The organism is Nocardiopsis moroccensis (assembly GCF_055763695.1).
On the sequence record NZ_CP199747.1, the window covers coordinates 3089081 to 3114656 of the forward strand.

Here is a 25576-nt window from a genome sequence, read left to right on the forward strand (position 1 = left end):
GTAGCGGGGGGAACACCGGTGTGCCGACGGCCGGTGTGCTGCGGAGCTGGTGCGGCCCGGTCATCTCAGCTCGTCCTCCCGGAACATCGCGCGCAGGTACAGGACGGTCACTCCCAGGAGCAGCAGCGTGAGCATGGCCGCGATGGCCGAGCCGGTACCGAAGTCGTTCTGACCGAAGGACCGCACGTAGGCCCACACACCCAGGTTGAGCATCTGGGACCCCCCGACGTCACCGCCGGGCATCAGGTAGATCTGCGCGAACACCTTGAAGTCCCAGATGGTCGACAGCACCGTCACGACCGCGAAGACCGGGCGCAGCGTGGGAAAGGTGACGTGCCAGAAGCGCTTCCAGGCGCCCGCGCCGTCGATCCGCGCCGCCTCGTGCAGCTCCCCGGGCACGGTGAGCAGTCCGGCCAGGACCGTGACGGCCACGAACGGGAATCCGCTGTGCACGATGTTGAGCGTGACGATCGCGTAGAACCAGAACCGGTCGGCGAACCAGTTGTAGCCCGCGGGTTCGATCACGCCCAGGGCCTTGAGGGTCTGGGCCACGATCCCCTGGTCGACGTCGAAGATCCAGATCCACACGTAGGTACCGCTGACCGCGGGCATCGCCCAGGCCACCATGATGCAGGAGACCACGATGACCCTGGTGACGGGTTTGAGGTTGGCCAGCAGCAGGGCGACGAGCGTCCCCAGGACCACCGTGGCGAGCACCGCGACCACGGCGAACACGACGGTGTTGACCAGGACGACCCGCCACAGGTACGGGTCGGTCAGGAGCGCGGCGTAGTTGTCGAGGCCGATGAAGTCCGACTCGCCGGAGACCAGGTTGCGGAGCTTGAAGTCCCGGAAGGACAGCCACCCGATCCGAAGGATGGGAAACAGCAGCAGGAGGCCGATGACCCCGAGCGGGGGGACGAGCAGGGCCCAGGGCAGGAGGGCGCGCCGCCTGCGCATGCCCAGGACCGGCGCCCGCCTCCCGCCTTCGGTCGGTCGGACCGGGGCGGTGAGGGGCAACTAACTGCCCTCGTTGAGGATGCGCTCGATGGCCTCCGCCGCGCTGTCGGTGGCCTCCTCGACGGTGGCGTTGCCGTTCAGGATGTCCTGGTGCATTCCGACGATGACGCCCTCGGCCTCGACCCGGGACCAGGCCGGGACGGCCGGGGTGCTGCGCCCGGCTTCCAGGAGCTGGGTCGCGAACGGCCGCACCAGCGGGTCGTCGGAGTCCGCGTACGCCTCGATCTCCGCGACGCCCGCGGGGAAGAAACCGCTCTCCTGACCCCAGCGCTCGAAGTACTCGCCGCTGGTGAGGAGGTCGACGTACTGCCAGCCGGCCTCCTCGTTGCCGGTGCCCTCGAACACCGACAGCAGGGACCCGCCGGCGAAGGAGTCGGTGTAGCCGCTCTCCTGGCCGGGCAGCACGAAGACGCCGAGCTTGTCCTCCAGGTCCGGGTTGGACTCGATGATGGCCTTGGGGTTGGAGCTGTTGGAGATCGCCATGATGGCCTGCTCGTCGGCGAGGGACTCCATGACGTCGATCTCGTTCCAGTTGACCGCACCCGTGGTGGACAGGCCGTCCTCCAGGGCCAGGCCGGTGAAGAACTCCACCCCGGCGCGCCCCTCCTCGGAGTTGATGGTGGAGGTCCAGGTTCCGTCGTCCTGCTGGACCGCGACCTCCCCGCCCCCGCCCCAGATCCACGGCATGACCGAGTACTGGGCCGATCCGGGCACCGGGAAGGCGATCATGTCCTCCTCCGCCTCGGCGAGGTCGAGCGCGGTCCGACGCAGCTCGTCCCAGTTCTCCGGCTCCTGGTGCCCGTGCTCGTCGAAGATGTCCTTGCGGTAGATGATGGAGCGGATGGAGGCGTACCAGGGCACACCGTAGGCGGCGTCGTCGATGACGCCCATCTCGTACATCTCCTGCTGGAACCGGGAGGGGTCGTCGACGTAGCCGGACAGGTCGTGCAGGGCGCCGGCGTCGGCGAACTCCGGGGTGAAGGTGGTACCGAGCTCGATGACGTCCGGTGTGGTACCGCCGGCGATCGCCGTGGAGATCTTGTCCTGGGCATCGGCCCACGGCACGAACTCGACGTCGACGTCGATACCGGTCTGTCCGGTGAAGGTTTCGTTGACCGCGTCGAAGAAGGCGGTGGCGTCCGGGTTGGTGCCCTCCATGATCCACACCTGGAGGCTGTCGGCGGACGCGTCACCGCCCCCGCCGCCACATGCGGTCGCCGCAAGCACCAGGGCCAGTGTGGCTGCGGGGAGGGGGACGTACTTGTGTGCTCGTCTGCGGGCCATCGGCTCGCCTCCCGTTCCTTTCGAGGGTCCCCTGGGGGTTGGTAGGAAACCTACGTAATGAACGGCGTCTTGTGAAGTAAACCACTGCGACTTGTGGCTGAGCCGTTAGGGCGTGTCCGGTGGAGACCGTTCCTCAGCCGCTCAGGCCGGACACCTGGCGCAGGGTGGAGACGAGTTCGGCGCGCTTGTAGACGGCCAGCCCGATGGCGGCGCAGAAGGCGGCGAGCATGTGCACGAACACCATGGGGTCGCCCTGGGCGAAGCGCTCCGCGGCCTCCTCCTCACCGACCGAGTGGGCCTCCCAGGCCGTGGAGACCGCGAACTCCAGCTCCGGCGGGAGCATCTCCGCGACGGTGCGGGCCACCGCTTCGCGGGAGTCGGCGGGCTTCCACACGACACCGGTCCCCTGGACCCGACGGCCGAGGAAGGCCGCGATCACCTTGAGCTCGGAGTGGACGTCGTCGACGTCGTCCGCCGCCCGGGGGACGGCCCGGTCCAGTTCCTCCCGGTTATGGTCCGCGTAGGCGCTCACCAGAGCGATCGCGGTCTCCTTGACGTGGTCCGGCAGGTCGTTCCCGGGTGTCTGCTCGCCCCGGGGCGTGTTGTCGTCGGAGGACACGGTGGGGTCCCTTCACGGTGCTGGGTGCGGACTCCCGGGCCCAGGGCCCGGGCGGTTCGTGCGGCGGTTCGGTGCGAGGGCTCGCGTCGTGGGACGCGTCGGCACCATGATGCCGTCTCGGGGCCGCCGTGTGGTGCAGGCCGGGACGTGCGGGCGGGGGTGTCCGCGTCGCGCGAACACCCCCGTGCGGTCGCCGTAGCGGTCCGGGAGGCGGCGGTCAGAAATCCGGACGCAGGGGCATGTGGGCGTCGGTGCCGTCGAGCTTGGCCCCCAGGATCTGGTGGAGCTGCACGACGTCGCGCTCGAAGCCCAGGACGCACCCGGCCATGTAGAGCCGCCACACGCGCGCGGTGCCCTCGCCGACCTCCGCGACGGCCTCGTCCCAGTTGCGCTCCAGGTTGGCCCCCCAGTGGCGCAGCGTCAGGGCGTAGTGCTCGCGCAGGTTCTCCTGGTGGCGGATCTCGAACCCGGCGTCGTTCATCGCGGTCTGGATCTGCCCGGGTCCCTCCAACTCGCCGTCGGGGAACACGTACCGGTTGATGACGCCCTTGGTGTTCATGGGCTTCAGGTCGTTGCGGGGCCGGGTGATGCAGTGGTTGAGCAGCCTTCCGCCCGGCACCAGCTTGTCGTTGAGCGAGGCGAAGTAGGAGTCCAGGTTCCTCGCCCCGATGTGCTCGGTGAGTCCGATCGAGCTGATCCGGTCGAAGCTGCCGTCGGGCACGTCCCGGTAGTCCATGTACCGGATCTCGGCCAGATCGGTCAGGCCCTCCTGCGCGATCCGCTTGGCACCCCACTCGGCCTGCTCCTTGGAGAGGGTCACCCCCACCGCCTTGACGCCGTACTCCCGGGCGGCGTGGCGCACCATGCCGCCCCACCCGCAGCCCACGTCGAGCAGGCGCATGCCCTCCGACAGGCCCAGCTTGCGGGAGACCAGGTCGTACTTGCGGAACTGCGCGGACTCCAGGGCCCCGTCGAAGGCGTCCACCCGGTCCAGGGAGCCGTCCTCCTCGTCGAAGACCGCACAGGTGTAGGTCATCGACGGCCCGAGGACCATCTCGTAGAACTCGTTGGACACGTCGTAGTGGTGGTGGATGACCTCGGCGTCGCGCTCCTTGGAGTGCCGCATCCCCCGGCCGAGCAGGGTGCCGGGCCGCATCTCCTGGGGCGGCGGTGCCACCCTGTTCACGAACTTGACCCAGCCGACCGAGCGGACGATCTCGAGAACGTCGCGGGCGGAGACGTTGACGCCCTCGGTGAAGACGAAGTCCGCCATCCGTCTGAGGGCGGTGTACATGTCGCCCTCCAGCTCCAGGTGGCCGGAGACGTAGGCGCGGGTCAGGCCGACGGCGTTGGGCGACTGGGCCAGGTAGTTGACGGCGGCCGGGGTCCGCACGTTCAGCGTGACCTCGCTGTTCGGGTCCCCGGCGGTGCTGCCGTCGTAGGCGGTGAAACGGATCGGCGCGTCAGGGCCGACGACGCGCTCGAAGATCTCTGCAAGCCGCATGCTCTTGTTCCTTTCCCCTCTCGGATGCGGCCCGTGGCCATGGGTCGCCTCCCGTTGGTGGTGTCCGACTGCTCAGCGGTGGTGTCCACCGGCCGGCGACAGCTGCTGGGGCCGGTGTCGACTGTTCAGCGGTTGCGTACGCACTTGGCATACAGGTCCAGGAGCCGACCGTCCGGGTCGTAGGCCTCCTTGAGGTGGTCATAGGCGGTGCCGTTGTAGAGGTCCCAGAACTCGTCCTCGGTGTAGAAGGCGTCCGAGTACAGGGACTTGTGCCCACCGAGCCGGGCCACCTCCTCCTCCACACGGCGGTTGTGGTGGGCCCGGCGCTGGCCGGGCTTCATGTCGACCATTCCCCAGAACCCGAAGTTCACGTAGAGGCGGTCGTTCTCCAACGGGTACAGCGGCCAGACGTGCTCGTCCTCGGCCAGGCCCGGGCGGCGGGGTTCGCGCAGCCGCAGCGGGCACATCCACACCGGGGTCATGCCGACCTCCGCGTGGTAGAAGTCCAGGAACTCCGCCCCGCGCTCGATCCCCACCTCGACGTCCTGGATGAGCGGTTCCTGCGGGGGGCGGCCCCGGTAGTGGTTCAGCAGACGGGAGAAGTCGGTGCGCCGGTCCCAGGCGACCAGCCTGCGGTAGACGTCGGAGCGTTTGAGGGAGCGCGGCCACAGCGGGCGCACCAGCGGGTTCTGGGTGCCGAAGGCGCGGGAGCACCAGAACCAGTCGGTGTCCCAGCGCCACAGGTAGTCATGGGTGGTGAGGTAGTCGCCGGGTCCGGCCGTCGTCCCGGACTCCGCGTAGCGGGGGATGGAGCGGTAGTAGACGTCGTTACCGGTGTAGTCACTGGTCCAGGGCGCCCGGTCGGTGAAGCGGGCCAGGGACAGGTAGAGCTCGCCGGGGCCGAAGGCGACCCCGTCCACGAAGTCGACGGGCTGCCCCTCGTGGGCCGCGTCGGCACAGATCCGGCCGAGGGCGTCCATCGCCTCGTCCGCGTCGTGGAACCTGAGGTGGCGCAGGTGCACGTAGGGGGAGACGGGTTCGAGTTCGATGCGCAGGCGGAGGCTGTAGCCGAGCGTCCCGTAGGAGTTGGGGAAACCGTGGAACAGGTCCCGATGCTCGTTGTCCCGGGTGGCGGTGACGACCTCGCCCGAACCGGTGAGGATCTGCATCTCCTGCACCGACTCGTGCGGCAGCCCGTTGCGGAACGAGGAGGACTCGATGCCCAGACCGGTGACCGCCCCGCCCAGGGTGATGGTGCGCAGTTGCGGTACGACCATGGGCATGAGGCCGTGGGGAAGGGTCGCGGCGACGAGCTCCTCGTAGGTGGTCATGCCACCGACGTCGGCCAGGCGCTCCACCGGGTCGATGGAGATGACCCCGGAGAAGGCCGACACGTCCAGGGCGGGGGCCGAGGAGGGTTCGCGGAAACGGAAGAGGTTGGAGGTCGGCTTGGCCAACCGGACCGGGGCTCCCTCCGGGAGCTCCCGGTACTCCCTGCGCAACCGTTGGACCGCCGCGATGTGCTCGGCGAGCCCTGACCCGGAGTTCACCTGCTGCCCCGAAGTCGTACCGGGCTGTTTCGGAGTCATGTCGGATCCCCTGACTTTCTCACGAGCTACGACGCACAGCGCGGGTCGGCCGGGACCGGGACGGCGTTCCGCGGCAGGCCGATCCCCTCAGTTCTACCTATCGGTAACGGTCCTCGGCCACCCCATTTCGGTACGTGTCTTGCCCTACGGGGCGCACGGCGGAGCCGACGGCAGAAGCCGGAGGCCCTCACCTGCGGTGTTGTTATGGCCACGCCCTGATCCGCGTAGGATTCCGTTCCGTGCGCATCGCTCTCGTTGACTCCGGTATCGGCATGCTGTCCACCGCCGCCGCCCTGCACGCGGCCCGGCCCGACGCGGACCTGTTCCTGTCGATGGACCCGGACCACATGCCCTGGGGTCTGCATACCCCGGAACAGATCATCGCCCGGGCCCTGGCCGGGGCCCGGGCCGCCCTGGACGCCGCGGGCTCCCTGGACGCCGTGGTCGTGCCCTGCAACACGGCGTCGGTGCACGGCCTGAACGAGTTGCGCGCCGAGTTCGAGCCCGGGGTCCCGGTGATCGGCACGGTCCCCGCCATCAAACCGGCGGCCGCCCCGGGGACCCCGATCGCGGTGTGGTCCACCGAGGCCACCACCTACAGCGCCTACCAGCGCCGCCTGGTGGAGACCTTCGCGCGGGACGTGTCGGTGGCCCCGGTGGCCTGTAAGGGCCTGGCCGAGGCGGTGGAGTCCGCCGACCCCGGCCTGATCGCCGACGCCGTGGCCTACGCCGCCGCTCTCACCCCCGCCGACGTCCGCGGGGTGGTGCTGGGTTGCACGCACTACGACCTGGTGGGCGAGGAGATCTCCGAGGCCCTGTCCGGTCGGGCCGAACTGTTCACCGCGGCCCGGGCGGTGGCCGCCCAGGCCCTGCGCAGGATCGGCGCGGACCGGGCGGCGACCCGCGGGGCGGGAAGGGTGACCGTCCTGGCCAGCGGCCGCCCCGCGGCCCTGCCGGAGGCCGCCCTGAGCTACCCGGCAGGGCGCTCGCTGGCGGCGGGCGCCGATCCGCGCGGCTGAGGACGGCGGCCGGCCTCGACCGCGCGCCCTCAGCGACTCGTACTGAACTGCGCGGCCCCGGCGCCCTCCGGGTGGAGGGCCCCGGCGGCGAGCGTGCTGACCAGGTTCCGCACCCCCGCGGTGTCGTTGTCGTGCAGCAGCGTCTCCAGCAGCGACAGGGCGGCGCGCTGGTCACCCGGCTGTGCCCGGACGTGGCGCCACTGGGGCTCGGTCGCGGCGTCGGACAGCATCAGGGTCCGGCCTACCTGGCCCAGGGCGCTCAGCAGCGCCGTGTCGTGCGGCTGCTCCGCGAGCGCCACGTTGACCTGTTCCGCCTGTTCCTCGGGGTTGACGTCCTCGGTCCGCTGGGCCCGGAGGAACTCCAGGATGTTCTGGGCCGGGGCCATCGGCTGGATCGGCTTCATGCTCCGCACCATCGACCGGACCTCCACGAGGTCACCGATGATCTCCTCGGCCCCGCCGAGTTCACGGATGAGGCGTTCGGCCCGCTGTGCGGAGCACTCGGCCACCCAGCGCGCGCCCCGGCCGCTGGCCAGGCGGGTGGCGGCCAGGGCGAGCTCCGCCCCGCGCCGCGGCGCGCCCACCCGCTCGAAATAGCGGGACCAGGTCGTCACCCGTACGCCGAGCCGCCAGTCGTTGCGGACGCTGCCCTGGCACACCAGGTTCTCCACCGCCTCCACCCAGGCCGGGCGCAGCCTCGGGTAGGTCTCGGCCTCCTCCACCGTGGGCAGCAGCCCGATCGCCCTGTGGGCGTCGCACAGGCCGAGGCGGGCCAGCCAGGACAGGAGCCGGGCGCGCTCGAAGCGGATCACTCGGCGCAGCGCCGTGCGCCGCGGGTTGCCGGCGGGGTCGCCGGTGTCGCCGAGGCCGAGTTCGGCCTCCATCCGGTCCAGGGCGTCCAGGGCGTCGGTGTGCCTGTCCTGGTGGCGCAGGGCCCGGACCATGGAGAACACCCCGTCGGCGCCGAGGACCGCCGGACCGGTGGCGGTGTGTTCGTAACGGCGCAGCTCCGCCTCGGCACGGTCGGCCCGGCCCTCGTCGATGAGCAGGTGCACCCGTGCCAGCGTGAACGCGGGCCAGGCCGGGGTGCTCTCCCAGCCGGACAGGCGCTGGGCGCTGAGCAGTTCACGGCGCTGTTCCGTGGTGCCCTGGGCGTCGACGTTGGCGTGGCAGCGGACGAGTGTCTCCAGCGCGGAGACCGGCAGCGGCCCGTGCGCGTGCGGAGCGGGCTCGTCCTCCGCGGCCGCCCGTGCCTGCTCCAGCGCCCTGCGGCCCTCGGCGAGCGCTCCCACGCGCACGGCGAGCGGCCAGTGCGCGAGGAAGAACAGTGTCGGTGGACCGAACACCCCCGGTACCGCGGCCTCGGTGTTGCCCGCTTCGGCGACCAGGCGCCTGGCGGTACGCATCGCCGATCTGGCCAGCGCCTCCACCTTGACCGCGTCGCCCGCCTCGCTGAGCTGAGGCAGGCTGGTGACGGCCTCGGCCAGTTCGTCCTGCCCCGCGGCACGTAGTTGGCGTCCTGCCTCCCCCGCCCATGTCCACATCGTCATACTCTCCCCCTGACTGAGTCACGCGTGAACAGAACGTAGCAGCGCGGTGACAGAGCTGTCCGGAAAACGCTTGAAACCGGTGCAGCCTGGGCGTTCGGAGCCCGGCTGTGGCCGATTCCGGGCCGATACACTCGACGGTGCGCATGGACGACAGTCACGGACAGGCAGTAAGGGGACATGAGCACCCATGGGATGGCGAGACCGCTTCGGGCTCCGTAAGGCCAACCGCAAGGGCAAGGCCCGCTTCGACCGCGTCTCCGAGGATTCGGACATCAAGGCACTGATCGAATTCGCCAAGAGCCGGGTGGGGGTGGAGTTCTTCGTCGAGCCCGAAACCTTCGCCACCCGGACCACCGCCGTGGCGGTCGCCACCGACGGCGAGTGGATCCGTCGGCGCTGTGGTTCCCCGGAGGTCATCCGCAAGGTCGCGAGCAAGCTCGCGGCGCCCGCCTACGACGTGCAGATCGTCGGCTACCCCCAGCGGATGCGCGACTGGACCGCCCGTAACAAGCGCGGTCTCAGCATGGACGAGTGACACCGCCCCGGTTTCGCACCGCCCCGGTCCCCGGTGGGACAGCCCTTCCCGGGCCCCGGCGGGAAGTGCCGCCGAAGAGCTCCGAGAGCCCCCGCCCGAGGTGAGGTCGGCCACGCCGACGCCCCCTCTGAGCACGTCCGAAACCCGTCGCTCGGTCATTTTGGGCATTGATGACGAGTCCTTGCCGCGACTTCCTCTCCGAACGGGTTCCCTAACGACCCCCATCCGTCGCATACTCACCTGGGAGGGGGGACTCCGATGAAGCAGGATCTCACTGCCTTGTGCTGCGAATGCGGCATGGTTCGCGAGGTGAGCGACCACCAGAGCGTCGGCGAGGCGCAGTCCGCCTACGGGCTGGCCCGCTGCGTGGTCTGGCGTAAGTGCCGCACCTGCGGTTACCGCACCTACCACGCCTACCTGCGGACCGACGAGGAACGCGACGAGCTGGAGGACGCCCTCCAGCTCGACGGCGCGCTGGCCGCCGAAGCACTCGACGAGGAGGTGGAGCAGCTCCGGTTGTGCGGGGTCGAGGTCGGCCACGCCTCCGTCCCGGCGATCTGGGACGGCCAGTCCGTGGGGATGGTGACCCAACGGCTCACCGACCACGCCTACTCGATCGTGCTGGACCCCGAGTCCTCGGTGGTGTCCCGGCTAAAACTCATCGACATGATGTGGAACGAGCTGCTGGTCGGCGAACACGACGACCGCTGGCAGATCCAGGAACCGGAGGACGACTCCCCCGGCTACGCGGTCCGCCTCTTCGGGTACCGCACCAAGGGCTGAGCCGGCACGGGTGCGGAGCAGCACCCCGGAACAACAGGAGAACCGCACGGGTACGGGGCGCAGGGCCGCGGCCCGGACGGAACGACGGCAGCGGCCGGACACCCCCACGGGTGGTCGGCCGCCGTCGTGCCGGAACCAGGGCCGGGACCGCCGGGCCCCGGGTCAGGCCGCGGTCTCTCCCCGGTCCGCCTCGGCCTTCTCGGCCAGGCGGCGCAGGGCGGAACGGGCGACCTCCGGGTCGGCGGTACCCCAGTACGGGGGCAGGGAGGCTCTGAGGAACCCGCCGTAGCCGGCGGTGGCCAGGCGCGGGTCCAGGACCGCGATCACCCCGCGGTCCTCGGTGGAGCGCAGCAGGCGTCCGGTGCCCTGGGCGAGCAGCAGCGCGGCGTGGGTGGCCGACACCGCCAGGAAGCCGTTGCCGCCGTGGGCGGAGACCGCGCGTTGGCGGGCCGAGGCCAACGGGTCGTCGGGGCGCGGGAACGGGATGCGGTCGACGATGACCAGTTGGAGCGAGGGGCCGGGCACATCGACGCCCTGCCACAGGGACAGGGTGCCGAACAGGCAGGACCGTTCCTCCTCCGCGAAGCGGCGGACCAGTTGGCCGGTGGAGTCCTCGCCCTGGCACAGGATGGGCTGGTCCAGACGTTCACGGAGTTCGTCGGCGGCCTGCTGGGCGGCCCGCATCGAGGAGAACAGGCCGAGGGCGCGGCCGTCGGAGGCCTCGATGAGCCCGGCGATCTCGGCGAGGTACTCCTCGGAGAGCCCGTCGCGGCCGGGCTTGGGCAGGTGCCGGGCGACGTAGAGGATGCCGCTGCGGCCGTGCTCGAAGGGGGAGCCGACGTCCAGTCCGCGCCAGCGCGGTTCCCCGGCGGCACGGTGCGGGCCGTCATCGTCGTCGTCCGCCGACCCCTCTCCTGTGGTCTGCGCCGCGTCCCGGGTGTCCTCGGCGGCCGGTACGGGTTCGGGGCCGGTGTCCGGCGCGTCGGCTCGGGCAGCCCGGTCCGCGGCTTCCTGGGCGGCCTCGCGGCCCAGCCCCCACTGCCGGGCGAGGGCGGTGAAGTCGCCGCCCAGGGTGAGGGTGGCCGAGGTGAGCACGACGGTGCGGTCACCGAAGAGCTTCTCCCGCAACAGCCCGCCCACCCCGAGCGGGGCGACGTTGAGCGCCGGCGGCCTGGACATGCCCTTGGTGAGCCATACGATCTCGGTGCGGTCGCGGAGCGGGGGCTCGTAGGACTCCAGGACCCGTTCGGCGGCCTCCCGGACCTCGCCGAGCGCGGCCAGGGCCAGACGGCGATCGGAGGCGGTGTCCGGGTCGAGTTCGCCCGGGGAGGGGCCGATGGCGGCGACGCAGGCAGCCGCGGCGTCCCTGGTGGCGGCCACCGCGCCCGCCAGGCCGTCGTCGATCTGGTCGAGGCGGCCCTCCGGGACCTCGGTGAACATCAGGGACAGTCCGTCTGCGCACTCGCTGAGCCGTTCGCTGACACCCGGTTCGACCAGGCGTGCGGCGCGTTTGGCGGCGGCGGTGACGGCGCGCTCGGTGAGGGTTCCGGTGGCCACCGAGGTGGCCCGGTCGACGAGTTCGTGGGCCTCGTCGATCATGATCGTGTTGTGCTCGGGCAGGAGGTGGTAGCCCTGCGACATGTCGATGGAGAGCATCGCGTGGTTGGTGACCACCACGTCCACGCCGGTGGTGGCCTCCCGGGCGAACTCGGCGAAGCATTCCTGGCCGAAGGAGCACACGCGGGCGCCCATGCACTCGTTCCCGCCTACGGAGACCTGGCGCCAGGCCAGGTCGCTGACGCCGGGGACGAGTTCGTCGCGGTCACCGGTGAGGGTGTCCTCGGCCCATTCGTGCACGCGCGCGACCTGGCGGCCGAGGGAGGAGAGTTGGCGGGCGTCGAAGAGTTCGGTGCCTTCCGCCTCCTCGTCCGACGCGGTCTGCATCCGGTTGCGGCACAGGTAGTTGCGGCGCCCCTTGAGGACCGCGAACGTGGGCTCGCGGGGCAGCAGCGGGGCGAGCGCGGCGGCCAGACGCGGCAGGTCGCGGTCGATGAGCTGGTTCTGCAGCGCGATGGTGGCCGTGGAGACCACCACGGGTGTCCTGGTCGCCATCGCGTGTCTGATCGCGGGCACCAGGTACGCCAGGGACTTACCGGTGCCGGTACCGGCCTGGACCACCAGGTGTTCGCGTTGTTCGACCGCCGAGGAGACGGCGTCGGCCATGGTCTGCTGGCCCTCTCGGCTGCTGCCGCCCAGGGCCTTGACGGCCGCGCCGAGCAGGGTGGGAACGTCGGGGAGATCTGCCACGGGTCGACAGTACCGGGCCGCGACGACAGGTTCGGCGTCGTCCACAGGCGGTCTCCGGCCCGAAAGGCGCGGTCCGGACCGGAGACGTCCGGGGTCAGCGCAGGGAGCGCAGGACCTCGTCGAGCTTGTCGAGGGACTGCGCGAGGCCCGACTCCATACCGGAGGCGACCATGCCGTCCCGGTCCTCGACGGACTGGAAGAGGGCCACGACGCGGTACTCGGTACGGCCGTCGGCCTCCTCCAGGGTGAGGGTCTCCAGCGAGACGTGGCCGGGGTGGCCCTCGAACTCGAAGGTGCGCACCATCCGCTCCGGGGCCCGGACGTCGTGGTGGACCCCGTGGAAGGTGTACACCTCGCCGTCCCGGGTCTTCTCCGAGGCCCGCCACGGGGTGCCGGTGCGGACCTCGGTCGGGTCGACCTCGGTGGTGGTCTCGTCCAGCCCGAACCAGCGGGCCACGAGCTCGGGCTCGGTCAGCGCGCGCCAGACCGTCTCGCGCGGCGCGTCGAAGGTGCGGGTGATGAGAATGTCCTGGCGGCCGGGTTCGGCGACGACCTGGAGGTCACTCATGGTTCTTCTCTCCCTCGGTGCTGTTCTGGATCCTGCGCAGTTCCCGGTCGAGGCGGCCGAAGCGCTCCTCCCACCGGTCCCGGTATCGGTCCACCCACTGGTCGACCTCCTCCAGGGGGGCGGCCTCCAGGCGGCAGGGCCGCCACTGGGCGTCGCGCCCCCGGGTGATGAGTCCGGCCCGCTCCAGGACCTTCAGGTGTTTGGAGATCGCCTGGAGGCTCATGTCGAACGGTTCCGCCAGGGTGTTGACGGTCGCCTCGCCCTCGGCCAGCCGGGCGAGGATCTCCCGGCGGGTCGGGTCCGCCAGTGCGGCGAACGTGAGGCTGAGCGGGTCGTTCGCCATCAGTGCATTCAACCTTCCAGTTGATAAACCGTTAGGTTGATTATGCGCCCGTGGGACCCCCGGGTCAAGGGGTGCGCGAGAGACTTTCCGTGACGGTCAGGCCCGGCGTACGCCGCGGGGGTCGCTGACCGTGGCGTCGACCCCGGCGTCGGCGAGTTCGGTGAGTTCGGCCGCCAGCAGCGACCGGGCCGCGTCGCTGAGCCCGGAGACGCGTTCGAGGGCGACGCTGACGGAGGTGACCCGTGCGTCGTCGATCGCCTCCGCCAGCCGGGACACCACCTGCTCGGCGGCGAGGAAGTCGATCTCGCCGCGCAGGCGGACGTCGAGCGTGCCCCCGGCCCGGGTCACGCTGTGCATCGGGGACGGGGGCTCCGAGGGGGTCCGGAGCATGTGCAGGTCGTAGTCGTCGGAGAGCCGTTCCAGGGCGGCCACTCCGCGCACGCTGTTGCCCGCCTCGTCCAGCGGCGGGCTGAACACCCCGAGGCCGAACGCCCCCGGCGCCGCGGCGAGGATGCCGCCGCTGACACCGCTCTTGGCGGGGATCCCGACGCGCAGACCCCACTCCCCCGCCCGGTCGTACATGCCGCAACTGGCCATGACCGACAGGGCGTGCCGGGCGGTCCGCTGGGACACGACCCGGCGACCGGTCACCGGGTTGACCCCGCCGACCGACAGGGTGGCCGCCATGACGGCCAGGTCGCGCACGGTGACGCTGAGGGCGCACTGGCGGAAGTAGTCCTGGACGGCCTCCTCCACGGGCCCGACGAGGACCCCTCCGGCCAGACTCAGGTAGCCCAGGGCCCGGTTGCGGTGCCCGGTCTCCGCCTCCGAGCGGTACACGTCCTCGTCGACCGACAGCCGGCGCCCGGCGAAGTCGGAGAGCACGGAGCGGATGTGCTCGAACCGCCCTCCCGCCCCTCCGACCAGGGAGGTGGTCACGATGGCGCCCGCGTTGATCATCGGGTTCTCCGGGCGGCCGCGCTCGTCGAGGCTGATCGCGTTGAACGGCTCCCCGCTGGGCTCGGCGCCGACGTGTCCGTGGACCGCGTCGAGACCGAGTTCCTCCACCGCGACCGCGTAGACGAACGGTTTGGAGATCGACTGGAGCGTGAAGGCGTGCTCGGCGTCGCCGACACAGTAGGAGCGGCCGTGGGCGCTGACCGCGGCGATGCCGAACGCGTCCGGGTCCGCGTGCGCGAGTTCGGGGATGTAGTCCGCCACCCGCCCGCCGGTCAGAGCGGCGACCTCCTCGCGGATCCCCTCCAGAGCCCGGCTGACGGGGCTGCCCTCGTCCGCCTCCTGGACCTCGTCCGACCCGGGTCCGTCGGTCGGGTGTCCGTTCGCGGCGTGGTCCATCCGCCCAGTCTAGGAAGGGAGGGTCCGGCCGCGGCCCTGGCCACGCGGCGGCTGGGAGAGTCGGGGCCACCCCTTCGGCAGAAACGACGAACGACCCTGCCCGATCGGATAAATCCGCCGAGCAGGGTCGTCCTGAGTCCGTGGAGCTATGGGGATTCGAACCCCAGACCTCCTCCATGCCATGGAGGCGCGCTACCAACTGCGCCATAGCCCCGTGAAGCTGTGGCACCAGTCTAGCGGAGGTGGGGAGTGGGTTGTACGGGGTCGGAGGGTGTTTCAGCCCACTCCCGCCTGGAGGGGGTAGGCGTGGCCGAGGGCGAAGGAGACGGCGACGAGCAGGAGCGTCACCGCGATGAGGAGCACGTCCCGGTGGTCTGCGCGCAGGTGGGCGAGGCGGATGCGGCGGCCGTCGGGGTGTTCGGCGGCGTAGGTGAACCCCTTGGTCTCCAGGGCCTCGACGGTGGTGCGGGTGCGTTTGGCGGTGTTGAGCATGAGCGGGTAGAAGGCCTGGACCAGGGTTGTGGCGGTGCGGACGACCACGCGCCAGCCGAGGAACCCCTTGGCGGCCAGGGGCGCGGAGCGCAGACGGTGGCCGTCGACGACGGTGTGGAACTCCTCCATCAGGACGGGCAGCATCCGGTAGCCGTAGCTCACGCCGAAACTGAGCATGGCGGGGGCGTGCATGCTGAGAAGGCCGTCGGAGAGCTTCTCGGGGTCCAGGGACACGAAGGCCGCCATGCTGGCGAGGCTGATGGTGGCGAGCTTGAGGGTGAGGACGACCAGGGCGAGGACGGTACTCATGTCGCCGCCGAAGAGCCAGGCGGCGAACAGGACGTAGAGGCTCTCCAGGACGAACCCGATGACGAACAGGCCGAGGACGAGCGGGCCGACCCGGCTGAGGAAGACTGCGGCGGCGCAGACGGTGAACAGCGCGGCCAGCACGGTGATGTTGTGGGTGAACCAGGGCACGACCGCGAAGATCAGGTACCAGCCGATCACGAACCGCGGATCGCGGGCGGCCAGCAGCCCGCCCCGGGTGGCGTAGGCGGTACGGAGCAGTTCGAGCTTGACCCACTCCACGGAGATTCCGTCTCGTTCCTTACGCACGAATCCTCCCGGTGGTCCGGTGCCGGTCGAGCATCTCCCCGACGGACAGGGGCGGCGGGTTCAGTCCCAGGCTCAGTCCGAGGCGGGTGATCTGGGGTGCGACCAGACCGACGGAGGCCATCAGCGCCTGGTCGGCGAAGAGCGCGGCGGGTGTCGTGTCGGCGATGATCCTCCCGTGGTCGAGGACGAGGACGCGGTGGGCCCACTCGGCGACCAGGTGCATGTCGTGGGTGGCGACCACGGTGCAGCGGATGGTGTCGGCGAGGGCGTCGAGCATGGCGATGACGGCGTCGCGGCTGGCGGTGTCCAGGCTCGAGGTGGGTTCGTCGAGCAGGAGCAGCGCGGGACGCATGGCCAGACCGATGGCGAGGGTGGCCCGACGCTGCTGGCCGCCGGAGAGGAGCCGGCCGTCGCGGTCGGCGAGGCCGGTGAGATCGACCCGGTCCAGGACGTCGGCGACCAGGGCGTCGGTGTCGGAACGGCCCCTGCCCCGGGGGAACATGGCGACGTCCTCGCGCACGTTGTCCTTGAGGAACATCTGTTCGGGGCGCTGGTAGAGGTAGCAGACCCGGTCGGCGAGGGCCGCCGGCCGCACCGTCCGGGTGTCGGTGCCGCCCACCCGGACGGTGCCCTCGCGGGGCACCTTGAGGCCGGTGAACAGGCGCATCAGCGTGGACTTGCCCGCACCGTTGCCACCCACGAGGGCGACGCGCTCACCGTCGCGCAGAGTCAGGTCCAACCCGTGCAGGACGACGGCGAGGCCGCCGCCGACCTCCCGGTAGCCGTGCCGGACCCCGACCATCTCGGCGACCGGTTCCCCCGGGGCCCGACGGGGCTCGGGAGGGCCCGCCGCTGCGGGCGGGGCGGTGGGCGGCGAGGGCCCGGGGTCTGCGCCCGGGTCCGGGGACGCCGAGCCGCCGGGGTCGGAGAAGTGCTCGCGCAGGTGCCCGGCGGCCTCCTCAACGGTGAGCGGAACCGGCGCCCACGGCGCCAGGCTCCGGGTGGCCCGGACGACCTGGGGCGCGGGGATGCCGTGCCGTTCGAGTTCGGCGACGCGCTCCATCGCCTCCCGGGCCGGCAGGTGCCACACGGTCGCCCCGTCGGCCATCAGCACGACGGAGCGGGCGTGACGGGCGACGTACTCGGCGTGGTGCTCGATGACGACGACCGTGGTCCCGAGCCGGGTGTTGAGGTCGGCGAGGGCCTCGTAGATCCCGTCCGCGTGGACGGGGTCGAGTTCGGCCACGGGTTCGTCCACGACCACCACGTCGGGACGCAGGGCCATGATGGCGGCGAGGGCGACCAGGTGCTGCTGGCCGCCGGACAGCTGCCAGGTGAACCGGTCGGCGAGGTGGGCGACGCCGAGCAGCTCCAGGGCTTCATCGGTGCGTTCGCGGTGGTCGGCCAGGCCGAAGTTGACCGGGGCGAAGGAGACCTCGTCCCGGGCGGTGGGGCGCACCAGCTGGTTGCCGAAATCCTGGTAGACGTATCCGACCAGGTGGGACAGGGCGCCCACGGACAGGTCGCGGGTGTCGTGTCCCATCACGCGGACGGCCCCGTCGAAGGTCCCCGACCAGTAGTGCGGGACCAGCCCGTTGAAGGTCTTGCACAGGGTGGTCTTGCCGGAGCCGTTGCCGCCGACCACGGCGGTGAAGTCGCCGCGTTCGATCCGCAGGTCCACCCCGGTGAGCGAGTCGCGGTCGGCGCCCGGATAGCGGAAGGAGAGCCCCGACACCTCGATCGCCGGGGTGTTGTCGTTACCGGTCACCGCCGCTCCCCCGTGTTCTGCGCGTCCGGGCTGTCCGACCCCTGGGCGGCCCGGGCCCGCCGCGAGGCGAGCACGAACCGGACTGCGGCGACCAGGGCGACGAACACGATGAGCGCCGCCGACACCCCGATCCACAGGAAGCGGTCGCCGTGCTGCTCGATGAAGTCCGGCTCCCACACCCCGAAGTTGTCGAAGATCTCCGAGGTGAACGCGGCGATCATCGACACGAAGGAGAGGAAGAGGGCGAGCAGCATGAAGGCGGCGGTGCCGCGTTGGGCGAGCGGGATCGGATGGCCGGGGTCGCGCGGCGCCAGGCCGAGGAGGGGTTCGATCTTTCCGTACAGGCGCGGGGCGAGGGCCATCGCTGGGAGGGCGCCGAAGAGGATTCCGCTGACCAGCAGGGCGACCACGAAGTCGACGCCCTCCAGCAGCAGGATGGACTGGGGCAGGCCCGGAACGAACTCGGCGTCCTCCACGCCCACCGACACCTTGGCGATGTCGACGATCCCGGAGAGCATCTTGTCGACGATGACGACGACCGCACCCGCCGCGAAGAGCTGGCGCGGGCTGCGCGGGTCGCGGACCAGGCAGCCCGCGATGTACAGGCCCAGGAACATCTGGAGGTAGCCCTCCAGTTCACCGATGCCGGAGAAGTCGCCCATCAGCAGGTCGACGAAGACGATCTCACCGAGCGGGGCGCCCAGGGCCGCGTAGAGCGGGTTGAACAGGGCGACCATGATGACCGGGACGAAGGCCAGGTAGGAGACTCCCACCTCGACCGGTCCTACCCGGACTTCGGGGATGACCTCGGTGACGATGTTCGCGAGGCCGAAGAGGGTCATCGACAGGACGAAGACCATGAGCTTCTGACCGGAGTTGAGTTCGGGTGGTCCGTGGCGCCGGGGTGTGGTGGTGCGGGTGGGCGGGGTGGCGGGGCGGGAGGACTCGGCCATGGGGATGCCTTTCGCCGGAACGAGGGGAAACAGGGTCGGTCGGGGAACGGGGACGGGCGGCGCCGGTGCGATGGCCGGGCCGGCCGGGTTCAGGTGCCGGAGGGCACGGGGGCTTCGGTCCACAGGCCGAGCAGTTCGCCCATCTCGTCGATGACGTGGGCGGGACGCAGCTCGGCGGGGCCGTCCTGGGCGGAGCTGATCTGGTCGTCGGCGGCGGAACCTCCGCGGACGATCACCGGGACCCCGACCCCCGCGCGTCGGGCCGCGGCCGTGTCGCGCCAGGGTTTGTCACCGACGAACCAGCAGTCCGCGGCGGCCACGCCCAGGGCGGTGGTGGCGGCGCGGACCGTGGCGGGGTCGGGTTTGCGCAGCCCCAGTTCGTCGGAGTACACGTGGGCGCTGACCAGGTGCAGGATGCCGAAACGGTCGAGTTCCTCCCGGACGGCACGTCCGCACACGGTGTTGGACACGATCCCGACGGGGACGCCGTGTTCGGCGCAGAACTCCAGGACCTCACGCACCCCGGAGCGCATGACGGCGTGGCTCTTGGAGCGGGCGTACTCCAGGGTGAGTTCGGACGACTCGGCGAGCAGGAAGGAGCGGGCGCGGGCGGGCAGGTCGCGGCCGACCATGTCGAACCAGAAACGGCGCGGGGTGATCTCGGGGATCGGGCCGCCGGAGGGATGGGTTGCCTTCCAGGCGCGGTAGCGGTCGCGGCCGGCCAGGACGAGGGCGAGGACGGTGTCGGTGGTGGCCGCGTACCCGACGCGGTCCAGGCGGGCCGCCAGGCTCCGGGCGAAGTCGCGCTGGGTGTCGGGGGTGGCGGTGGAGCGCGCGATCACGCCGCCCTGGTCGAGGAGGAGCGCACCGGGCACCCGGCGGGTGGTCGCGGACCCCGGTCCGGCGGGGTCGCCGGAGGACGGAGTGGCGTGCTCCCCGGCTTCCGGTGCCTGCCGGGCGGCCCGGGCGGGTACGGAGCCCGGGACGGCGGGAGCGCCGTCCCGGTGCGCGGGCTCGTCGGGGAGGCTGTGCAGCAGCGGGGTGACCAGGCCCTCGGGGGTGTCCAGGACCGCGTCGGCGTGCTCGCGGACGGGGTAGGGCGGGTGGTCGGTGTGGTGGTGGCGGGTGAGGACCACGGCGCCGACACCGGCCCGGCGCCCGGCGACGACGTCCCGGTCCTGGGTGTCGCCCACGTACCAGCAGCGAGCGGGCACGGTGCCGAGCGCACGGGCGGCGAGGGCGATCATCTCGGGATGCGGCTTGCGGATACCGACCTCGTCGGAGTAGACCTGCACGCCGAACCGGTGCTCCAGCCCGGCCTCGTGGAGGATCCGGCGGTGGGAGCGCCCCGAGTGGGCGTTGGAGACGATGCCGACGCGCACGCCGAGGGTCTGCGCGGCGGCCAGGAGGTCGCGGACGCCGGGGCGGACCTCGTGCTCGGAGATCAGCGGTGACATGTCGGCCAGGAGGTCCGCGGCACTGCCGGCGAGGAGTTCCCGGGCTCGGTCGTCCAGGTCGGAGGCGAGGAAGTCCGTCCAGATGGTGCGGTGGTCGAGTTCGGTCGGGGTGCGGCGGCGGCCCGCGGCGTTCTTCCAGTCCTTCAGTGCGGCCAGGCCGGCGTCCAGGGAGCCGCGCAGCAGGGCGGGGTCGACGCGGTGGCCTGCGCGGGCCAGGAACTCGTGCAGGTGGCGGGTGACGTCCGAGCGCCCCTCGGGCCGTTTGCGGGTCTGGAAGACGACGCCGCCGAAGTCCAGGAGGAGGGCGTCGGGGCGGTGCCGGAGCGGGGCCGTGTCCAAGGAGTGTCTCCTGCCGGTGGGATCCGTGTTCACCAGTGACGTTAGAGACGTGCCCCGGACTCCGGGCGACCCCCGGGTGGATCTTCGGGAAACGCGCCTGGAACGTTCCAGATCCGGATGTGCCCCACTGCCCGGACCGGGCCAGAATGTACCTGTGACAAAAGGAGAGGAACGGCGCGCACCGCGCCCGACGATCGTGGACGTGGCAGCCGCCGCCGGGGTGTCCAAGTCCCTGGTGTCGTTGGCCCTGCGCGGCGAACACGGGGTGAGCGAGGCGACCAGCGCGCGGATCCTCGCCGCCGCCGAGCGGCTCGGCTACCGGTCCAACATGCTGGCGCGCGGGCTCGTGCAGGGCCGCACCATGCTGTTGGGGGTGCTCCTGACCGACCTGGCCAACCCGTACCACACCGAGGTCGTGTCGGGGGTGGAGGAATCGGCCGAGGAGCGCGGGTTCACCGTGCTGCTGGCGCACGGGCGCCGGGACCGCTCCCGGCTGACCCGCCAGCTGGACGCCCTGCTCCAGTTGAACGTGGACGGGGTGGTGGTGGTCAGTTCCTGGCTGGACCCGGAGGTACTGGCCGCCGCTGCGCGGCGGGTGCCGGTGGTGATGGTGGGACGTCCGGAGGCCTTCGCGCCGGGGGTGGACACCGTCGCCAACGACGACCGGGCCGGGGCCGAGGCGGCCGTGCGGCACCTGGCAGAACTGGGGCACGAACGGATCGCACACCTGGCGGGGACCGGACGTCCGGCCTCGCGGGCCCGCGAGGCCGGGTACCGGGAGACCATGCGTGCCCTGGGACTGGCCGGGCGGACGGCCGTGCACGGGGTCGGGGACCCCGCCCGGGGCCGGGAACGGGCCGCCGCCGCACTGCTCGGCGAGGGGCACACGGCGGTGTTCGCCGTCAACGACCTCGCCGCCCTGGCCGTACTGGACCGGGCGCACGAGGCGGGGCGGGCCGCCCCGGAGGGGGTTTCGGTGGTGGGTTACGACAACACGTCACTGGCGGAGACCGTGCGGCCCCGGCTGACCAGTGTGGACCAGCCGCGCCTGGTGATGGGGCGGCTGGCCACCGGACTGCTGCTGGAGCGGATGGGCGGGCGCACCGGGGAACGCCACGAGGTGCTCACCCCGAGTCTGGTCGTCCGCGGCTCCACGGCCGCGCCGCTCTCCGGGCCGACGGGCTGAGGAGAGGCGCCCCCGCGCGCCGGAGCCCCGGGGCGCACCGGACTGTTCACCACCTCTTGATCCGTGCTCCCCGCAGGTTGGGGACGCCCGTTTCCCGGGTACCGGATGGTGGTTGATCATCAGTCCCCCGCAACGAGAGGCCCTCCCCCGGATGCGTGTCCGTTTCCTGATCCCGACGGTCCTCACCGCCCTCCTGCTGGCACTGGGCGCCCACCCCGTCTCCGCCACCCCGCAGGGCACCCTGTCCCTGACCGACGGCGAGGAGTTCACCTTCGCCTACTCCACACCCGACCCGCACCCCGCCAACTGGGTCGGCCTGTACCGTGCCTCCGGGGGCGGCCCCGTGGACGAGGAGTACGTCGCCCCCTCCCTGGTCTGGGAGTACGCGCCCGAGTCGGAGGGGACCGTGCGACTGTCCGCCGACTCCCTGGAACCCGGCTCCTACACCGCCTTCTACCTGGCCCGTGACGGCTACGGGTGGCTGGCCGAGCCCATCGGGGTGGAACTGTTCTCGCAGGGCCCGGTCTCCTTCCCCGTCCCGGAGGCCACCCTGCACAACGCCCGCCAGGGCCAGCCCTACGAGGCGGACCTGAGCGGCCTGGTCACGGGCGGCGGTCCGGGAACGGAGTTCGGCAAGGTCGACGGGGACGACTGGGTCCAGGTGTCGTCGGACGGCACCCTCTCGGGTACTCCGCGGGCCTCGGCCCAGCGCAAGACCCCGCCCGGGGTGTCCCGCCCCGACCACTCCTCGGCCCGGGTGACGGTCGAGGCCGCCGGGGCGGACGGGTCCACGGCACGCCTGGACGTGACCGTCCCGGTACGCCGCCACGACCAGCCGCTCGTCGACGAGCTCGGTGTGATGAGCCTCAACACCTGGCACGGCGGCACCCAGGTCGACGGCCACCACGAGAAGCAGGTCCGGTTCCTGCTGGAGAGCGGGGCCGACGTCGTCGGCCTCCAGGAGACGCAGGGCGTACACGCCGCCCGGCTGGCCGAGGCCCTGGGCTGGTACCACTGGCAGGGTTCCAACAGCCTCGGAGTGATCAGCCGTTACCCGATCGTGGAGGAGTACGGGGAGGTCAACGCCTCGGGCGGGGTGCGGATCGCGCTCGACGGCGAGGAGTCACAGGTGAACCTGTGGAACGTGCACCTGGGCTACACCCCGTACGGACCCTATGACTTCTGCTTCGACGGGATGGGGGTGGAGGAGGTCCTGGCGCGGGAGGCCCAGTCGGGCCGCACCCCCCAGATCACCGACACCCTCGACGCGATGTCCGACCAGCTGGACGCGGCCGGGGAGGTCCCGGTCCTGCTCCTGGGCGACTTCAACGCCCCCTCACACCTGGACTGGACCGAGGAGACGCGGGAGAGGAACTGCGGGTACGCCGACGTGCCCTGGCCCACCTCGGTGCTGCCGACCGAGGCCGGGCTGACGGACTCCTACCGGGTGGCCCGCCCCGACCCGGTGGCCGACCCGGGCACCACATGGTCGCCGCTGTACCCGTTCCACGGGGGTTCGACCGGCCGTGCGGAACCGCAGGACCGGATCGACTTCGTCTACCACGCGGGCGATCTCGGGGTCCTGGACTCGCAGGACCTGGTCGTCGGGGACCCCGCCCCGGTCCCGGAGCACGCGGACAACGAGTGGACCACCGACCACGCGGCGGTGCTGACCTCCTACTCGCTCCCGTCCTGAGCCGTCGGCCCCCTCCGGGTCCCGGAGGGGGCCGCCGCCCTCCCCTACCCTGGGCGTCCCGGAGGGAGGGAGGCTGCTGTGAGCACGTCCGAGGAGAACCCGTCGAACCCGCACGTCGCCGCCCTGTCGCGTTGGGAGGAGCACGGCGCGCTGTGGCGGGTGGTGGCGCGCACGGACACCACGGTGACGGTGTCGATGCTCACCTGTGACGGCGGCACCGAGGTGGACCGGTTGACCTCCGACGACCCGGAACTGCTGGCCTTCGTCGACGGTCGGTCCGGCCCGGAACGGTCGGACTGAGGGGTCCCGGATCGCGCCACGGCCCGCGATCCCGGACGGATCGGGGATTGCCGCGGTCGGCCCGACCGGCCTAGGGTCGTCGCATGCGGACAGCAGATGACGCGGACTTCCCCCTGTGACGGCGCTGTTGTGGGCGGGCGCGGCCGGGGCCCTGCTGTTCAACGCCGTCTTCCTGGTGGACGGCCTCACCCGGCCCGGCTACGACCCGGTGCGGCAACCGGTCAGTGCCCTGGCGCTCGGCTCCCGCGGGTGGTTGCAGACCACGAACTTCATCGTGTGCGGGCTGCTGGTCACGGCGGGCGCGGGCGCCGTCCCCGCCGTGTTCGACAGCCTGTTGCTCGCCGTCGCGGCCGGGGCTCTCGGCCTCGCGCTGGTGGCGTCGGGGGTGTTCGCCATGGACCCGATGCGGGGCTACCCGCCCGGCACCCCGGACCGAACCCCCGAGGAGCTGTCCCGTTCCCACCGGATCCACGACGCGGCCGGGGCGGTCGTCTTCACACTGCTGCCCGGGACGGCGCTGGTCGCCGCGTTCGTACTGGCGGATCCGGCCTGGAAGTGGGCTTCGGGGATCGTCTGCGCGGCGGCCGCCGTGGGCACCGGTGTCTTCGGGCGGGCCTGGGAGAACGACTCCCGGTACGCCGGCCTGGTACAGCGCGCGACGATCCTTCTCGGCCTGGTCTGGCTCGGGGCCCTGTTCACGCACGGCGCCGTACGGTGACGAACCGGACCGGTGAACGCTCCAGGGCGGGAAGTACCTCCTGGACAGCGGTCAGGCCCGCACGGAAGGTCGCGGAGCGACTGACCGTACGGGCCTGCTTGTGGACCCTGCGCGAATCAACCACAACTCACGAGGCGCAGCCCCGCGTTGTGGGCAAGGACCTCACTCAGCCCACCGATCCGCGCGCCCCCGGCCACAGGGGGGTATCTCGGGGGCTTCGGGGGTCTCCCCGGAAAAAACGAAGGACGACCCGGCCAGCGCGATCACGCGCGAACAGAGTCGTCCTGAGTCCGTGGAGCTATGGGGATTCGAACCCCAGACCTCCTCCATGCCATGGAGGCGCGCTACCAACTGCGCCATAGCCCCTGGTGGGCCGGGCGGTTTCCCCGCTCGGCACGTGAATACTCTACAGGAAGTCAAGACTGGGTCGAACCAGGGTGAAACCACGGGTGGCCCCCGGATGGCTTCGAGGGGGCTTCCTGCGTACCCCGGGAGCGTGGAACCGAGGCCGGCCGAGGCCGAATATCCTGGGTTGGTGCCCGAATCCAAGCTTGAAATCCAGATGCTCCATGATCGCCTGTTGGTGAAGGCGGTCCCGGACAAGAGTGAACGGCGCAGCAGCGCGGGTCTGGTCATCCCGGACACGGTCAAGTTGGCGACCCGGCTGGCGTGGGGTGAGGTCTGCGGCGCCGGGACCGGTGCCCGGCACGTGAAGACCGGTGACCGCGTGCTCTTCGACCCCGAGGAGCAGGGCGAGGTCGAGTTGAACGGCGAGCGGTACGTGATCCTGCGGGAGCGGGACGTGCACGCGATCGCGAACGAGGCGCCGGAGCGGGGCACGGGCCTGTACCTGTGAGGCCGGCCCCCTCCGGGGGTTCCGACACAGGACCGGCCGGGTCCGGCGCACCGGCCTCCCGGCCCGTTTCCTGCCCCCGGCGACCCAGGAGAGCTCCGTTCAGCCCCTGCGGTCCCGGGCCAGGGCCTTGACCAACGACATCAGGCACATGTTGTGGGCCTCGAAGGCGGGGACCCTGGCGACGTGCACGTAGAGCCATCCCGCGTAGAGCGAGGACCACAGGAGTTGTTGGGCCCACAGCGGGGTGATCCTGGGGTCGATGGTGCCGTCCTCGTGTCCGCGTTCGACGAGTTCGTAGAGGGCGAGGTCGCTGGGCCCGCATGCCTCCTCGTCGTACTCCTGCGCCTGGTCCTCGCCGCCGAAGGCGATCATGGCGATCCTGCGCAGCTCGAAGTACTCGGACACCAGGCGGGAGAAGGCGTCGATGGCGGGGCCCTCGGTGGTGCGGGCCCGTTCGGTGGCCTCCTGGGCCAGTTCGTCGGAGTACTCGCCCAGCGCAGTGATGAGGTCGGCGCGTTCGGGGAAGTAGCGCTGCAGTGTACTGCGGGCCACCCCGGCGTGCGCGGCCACCTGGGACAGCGGCGCCGCCCGGTTCTCAGCGAGCACGTCCACCGCCGCGTCGAGGATCGCTCTGCGGGTCCGTGCGCGGGTCCTCGTCTCTTCCTCTGAGGAGGCACTCTTCACCATGCCCTCATCCTAGAGGCGTGGGTACTTCGTTG

General features: G+C 71.4%; 23 protein-coding genes and 2 tRNA genes. 8 read left to right on the forward strand and 17 right to left on the reverse strand.

What is annotated here, in order from left to right; all coding sequences use genetic code 11:
• Positions 1-60 precede the first annotated feature (60 nt).
• From ACUKCB_RS13755 to ACUKCB_RS13775, 5 genes are all read right to left on the reverse strand, one after another.
• A complete protein-coding gene (locus ACUKCB_RS13755; RefSeq protein WP_473041003.1) occupies positions 61-960 on the reverse strand; it encodes a carbohydrate ABC transporter permease in 900 nt (299 codons plus the stop codon).
• A 60-nt stretch (positions 961-1020) separates the two neighbouring features.
• The gene (locus ACUKCB_RS13760) at positions 1021-2304 is read right to left on the reverse strand and encodes a sugar ABC transporter substrate-binding protein (RefSeq protein ID WP_473040871.1); all 1284 of its coding nucleotides are present in this window, start codon (positions 2302-2304) and stop codon (positions 1021-1023) included.
• A 133-nt stretch (positions 2305-2437) separates the two neighbouring features.
• The gene (locus ACUKCB_RS13765) at positions 2438-2923 is read right to left on the reverse strand and encodes a hypothetical protein (protein WP_473036004.1); all 486 of its coding nucleotides are present in this window, start codon (positions 2921-2923) and stop codon (positions 2438-2440) included.
• Positions 2924-3140: 217 nt separating this feature from the next.
• Positions 3141-4427, reverse strand: a complete 1287-nt coding sequence (locus tag ACUKCB_RS13770) for a class I SAM-dependent methyltransferase (protein ID WP_473036005.1) — start codon at positions 4425-4427, stop codon at positions 3141-3143.
• A gap of 125 nt (positions 4428-4552) precedes the next feature.
• Positions 4553-6016 (reverse strand): FAD-binding oxidoreductase, encoded by a 1464-nt coding sequence (locus tag ACUKCB_RS13775; RefSeq protein WP_473036006.1) that lies wholly within the window; start codon positions 6014-6016, stop codon positions 4553-4555.
• Positions 6017-6255: 239 nt separating this feature from the next.
• Between ACUKCB_RS13775 and ACUKCB_RS13780 the strand changes: the two genes are divergently transcribed.
• The gene (locus ACUKCB_RS13780) at positions 6256-7035 is read left to right on the forward strand and encodes a glutamate racemase (RefSeq protein ID WP_473036007.1); all 780 of its coding nucleotides are present in this window, start codon (positions 6256-6258) and stop codon (positions 7033-7035) included.
• 29 nt (positions 7036-7064) lie between these two features.
• Here ACUKCB_RS13780 and ACUKCB_RS13785 read toward each other — a convergent pair whose 3' ends face one another.
• Positions 7065-8585, reverse strand: a complete 1521-nt coding sequence (locus ACUKCB_RS13785; RefSeq protein ID WP_473036008.1) for a hypothetical protein — start codon at positions 8583-8585, stop codon at positions 7065-7067.
• Between the two features lie 187 nt (positions 8586-8772).
• Between ACUKCB_RS13785 and ACUKCB_RS13790 the strand changes: the two genes are divergently transcribed.
• Together ACUKCB_RS13790 and ACUKCB_RS13795 are read left to right on the forward strand one after the other, a co-directional pair.
• Positions 8773-9120: a hypothetical protein gene (locus ACUKCB_RS13790; protein WP_191272997.1), complete on the forward strand. Its 348-nt coding sequence runs from the start codon at positions 8773-8775 to the stop codon at positions 9118-9120.
• Positions 9121-9378: 258 nt separating this feature from the next.
• A complete protein-coding gene (locus tag ACUKCB_RS13795) occupies positions 9379-9903 on the forward strand; it encodes a DUF6315 family protein (protein ID WP_473036009.1) in 525 nt (174 codons plus the stop codon).
• 162 nt (positions 9904-10065) lie between these two features.
• Here the strand turns inward: ACUKCB_RS13795 and ACUKCB_RS13800 are convergent, their stop codons facing one another.
• The 9 genes from ACUKCB_RS13800 to ACUKCB_RS13840 all read right to left on the reverse strand — a co-directional run bounded on the left by ACUKCB_RS13800 (position 10066) and on the right by ACUKCB_RS13840 (position 20101).
• On the reverse strand, positions 10066-12210 hold the full coding sequence (locus ACUKCB_RS13800; RefSeq protein WP_473036010.1) for an ATP-dependent DNA helicase: 2145 nt from the start codon (positions 12208-12210) through the stop codon (positions 10066-10068).
• A gap of 94 nt (positions 12211-12304) precedes the next feature.
• Positions 12305-12778, reverse strand: coding sequence for an SRPBCC family protein (locus tag ACUKCB_RS13805; RefSeq protein WP_473036011.1), 474 nt, complete (start codon positions 12776-12778; stop codon positions 12305-12307).
• Positions 12771-13121: an ArsR/SmtB family transcription factor gene (locus tag ACUKCB_RS13810; protein ID WP_473036012.1), complete on the reverse strand. Its 351-nt coding sequence runs from the start codon at positions 13119-13121 to the stop codon at positions 12771-12773. The genes ACUKCB_RS13805 and ACUKCB_RS13810 overlap by 8 nt, the downstream gene beginning before the upstream one ends.
• 96 nt (positions 13122-13217) lie before the next feature.
• The gene (gene glsA / locus ACUKCB_RS13815; protein ID WP_473036013.1) at positions 13218-14477 is read right to left on the reverse strand and encodes a glutaminase A; all 1260 of its coding nucleotides are present in this window, start codon (positions 14475-14477) and stop codon (positions 13218-13220) included.
• Positions 14478-14618: 141 nt separating this feature from the next.
• Positions 14619-14691 (reverse strand) — tRNA-Ala (locus ACUKCB_RS13820).
• Positions 14692-14753: 62 nt separating this feature from the next.
• Entirely contained in the window at positions 14754-15584 is an 831-nt protein-coding gene (locus ACUKCB_RS13825; RefSeq protein WP_473036014.1) for an energy-coupling factor transporter transmembrane component T family protein, read from the reverse strand.
• Positions 15577-17352 carry an ABC transporter ATP-binding protein gene (locus ACUKCB_RS13830; RefSeq protein WP_473036015.1) on the reverse strand — a complete coding sequence of 592 codons (1776 nt, stop codon included), beginning with the start codon at positions 17350-17352 and terminating at the stop codon, positions 15577-15579. Before ACUKCB_RS13830 ends, ACUKCB_RS13825 begins: the two co-directional genes overlap by 8 nt.
• Positions 17349-18305, reverse strand: coding sequence for a DUF8171 family membrane protein (locus ACUKCB_RS13835; protein WP_473036016.1), 957 nt, complete (start codon positions 18303-18305; stop codon positions 17349-17351). The genes ACUKCB_RS13830 and ACUKCB_RS13835 overlap by 4 nt, the downstream gene beginning before the upstream one ends.
• Positions 18306-18394: 89 nt before the next feature.
• Positions 18395-20101 (reverse strand): HAD family hydrolase, encoded by a 1707-nt coding sequence (locus ACUKCB_RS13840; protein WP_473036018.1) that lies wholly within the window; start codon positions 20099-20101, stop codon positions 18395-18397.
• A gap of 154 nt (positions 20102-20255) precedes the next feature.
• On the opposite strand from ACUKCB_RS13840, the gene ACUKCB_RS13845 reads away from it, so the two are divergent.
• From ACUKCB_RS13845 to ACUKCB_RS13860, 4 genes are all read left to right on the forward strand, one after another.
• Positions 20256-21287 carry a LacI family DNA-binding transcriptional regulator gene (locus ACUKCB_RS13845; protein ID WP_473036020.1) on the forward strand — a complete coding sequence of 344 codons (1032 nt, stop codon included), beginning with the start codon at positions 20256-20258 and terminating at the stop codon, positions 21285-21287.
• Positions 21288-21438: 151 nt separating this feature from the next.
• Positions 21439-22983, forward strand: a complete 1545-nt coding sequence (locus ACUKCB_RS13850; RefSeq protein ID WP_473041004.1) for an endonuclease/exonuclease/phosphatase family protein — start codon at positions 21439-21441, stop codon at positions 22981-22983.
• A gap of 78 nt (positions 22984-23061) precedes the next feature.
• Positions 23062-23283 (forward strand): hypothetical protein, encoded by a 222-nt coding sequence (locus ACUKCB_RS13855; RefSeq protein WP_473036021.1) that lies wholly within the window; start codon positions 23062-23064, stop codon positions 23281-23283.
• A gap of 115 nt (positions 23284-23398) precedes the next feature.
• Complete coding sequence (locus tag ACUKCB_RS13860) at positions 23399-24001, forward strand: DUF998 domain-containing protein (protein WP_473036022.1); 603 nt, start codon at positions 23399-23401, stop codon at positions 23999-24001.
• A gap of 293 nt (positions 24002-24294) precedes the next feature.
• Here the strand turns inward: ACUKCB_RS13860 and ACUKCB_RS13865 are convergent.
• A tRNA-Ala gene (locus ACUKCB_RS13865) sits at positions 24295-24367 on the reverse strand.
• A 196-nt stretch (positions 24368-24563) separates the two neighbouring features.
• On the opposite strand from ACUKCB_RS13865, the gene ACUKCB_RS13870 reads away from it, so the two are divergent.
• Positions 24564-24857: a GroES family chaperonin gene (locus ACUKCB_RS13870; RefSeq protein WP_191273706.1), complete on the forward strand. Its 294-nt coding sequence runs from the start codon at positions 24564-24566 to the stop codon at positions 24855-24857.
• Between the two features lie 99 nt (positions 24858-24956).
• Here the strand turns inward: ACUKCB_RS13870 and ACUKCB_RS13875 are convergent, their stop codons facing one another.
• The gene (locus tag ACUKCB_RS13875) at positions 24957-25544 is read right to left on the reverse strand and encodes a TetR/AcrR family transcriptional regulator (RefSeq protein ID WP_473036023.1); all 588 of its coding nucleotides are present in this window, start codon (positions 25542-25544) and stop codon (positions 24957-24959) included.
• Positions 25545-25576: the final 32 nt, after the last annotated feature.

Bases quoted from the DNA above. Each gene is read 5' to 3' on its own strand.
- ACUKCB_RS13850 (WP_473041004.1), top strand. From the start codon at position 21,439: ATGCGTGTCCGTTTCCTGATCCCGACGGTCCTCACCGCCCTCCTGCTG.
- ACUKCB_RS13835 (WP_473036016.1), bottom strand. From the start codon at position 18,305: ATGGCCGAGTCCTCCCGCCCCGCCACCCCGCCCACCCGCACCACCACA.
- ACUKCB_RS13775 (WP_473036006.1), bottom strand. From the start codon at position 6,016: ATGACTCCGAAACAGCCCGGTACGACTTCGGGGCAGCAGGTGAACTCC.
- ACUKCB_RS13870 (WP_191273706.1), top strand. From the start codon at position 24,564: ATGCTCCATGATCGCCTGTTGGTGAAGGCGGTCCCGGACAAGAGTGAA.
- ACUKCB_RS13785 (WP_473036008.1), bottom strand. From the start codon at position 8,585: ATGACGATGTGGACATGGGCGGGGGAGGCAGGACGCCAACTACGTGCC.
- ACUKCB_RS13810 (WP_473036012.1), bottom strand. From the start codon at position 13,121: ATGGCGAACGACCCGCTCAGCCTCACGTTCGCCGCACTGGCGGACCCG.
- ACUKCB_RS13770 (WP_473036005.1), bottom strand. From the start codon at position 4,427: ATGCGGCTTGCAGAGATCTTCGAGCGCGTCGTCGGCCCTGACGCGCCG.
- ACUKCB_RS13755 (WP_473041003.1), bottom strand. From the start codon at position 960: ATGCGCAGGCGGCGCGCCCTCCTGCCCTGGGCCCTGCTCGTCCCCCCG.
- ACUKCB_RS13760 (WP_473040871.1), bottom strand. From the start codon at position 2,304: ATGGCCCGCAGACGAGCACACAAGTACGTCCCCCTCCCCGCAGCCACA.
- ACUKCB_RS13875 (WP_473036023.1), bottom strand. From the start codon at position 25,544: ATGGTGAAGAGTGCCTCCTCAGAGGAAGAGACGAGGACCCGCGCACGG.
- ACUKCB_RS13805 (WP_473036011.1), bottom strand. From the start codon at position 12,778: ATGAGTGACCTCCAGGTCGTCGCCGAACCCGGCCGCCAGGACATTCTC.
- glsA (WP_473036013.1), bottom strand. From the start codon at position 14,477: ATGGACCACGCCGCGAACGGACACCCGACCGACGGACCCGGGTCGGAC.
- ACUKCB_RS13795 (WP_473036009.1), top strand. From the start codon at position 9,379: ATGAAGCAGGATCTCACTGCCTTGTGCTGCGAATGCGGCATGGTTCGC.
- ACUKCB_RS13790 (WP_191272997.1), top strand. From the start codon at position 8,773: ATGGGATGGCGAGACCGCTTCGGGCTCCGTAAGGCCAACCGCAAGGGC.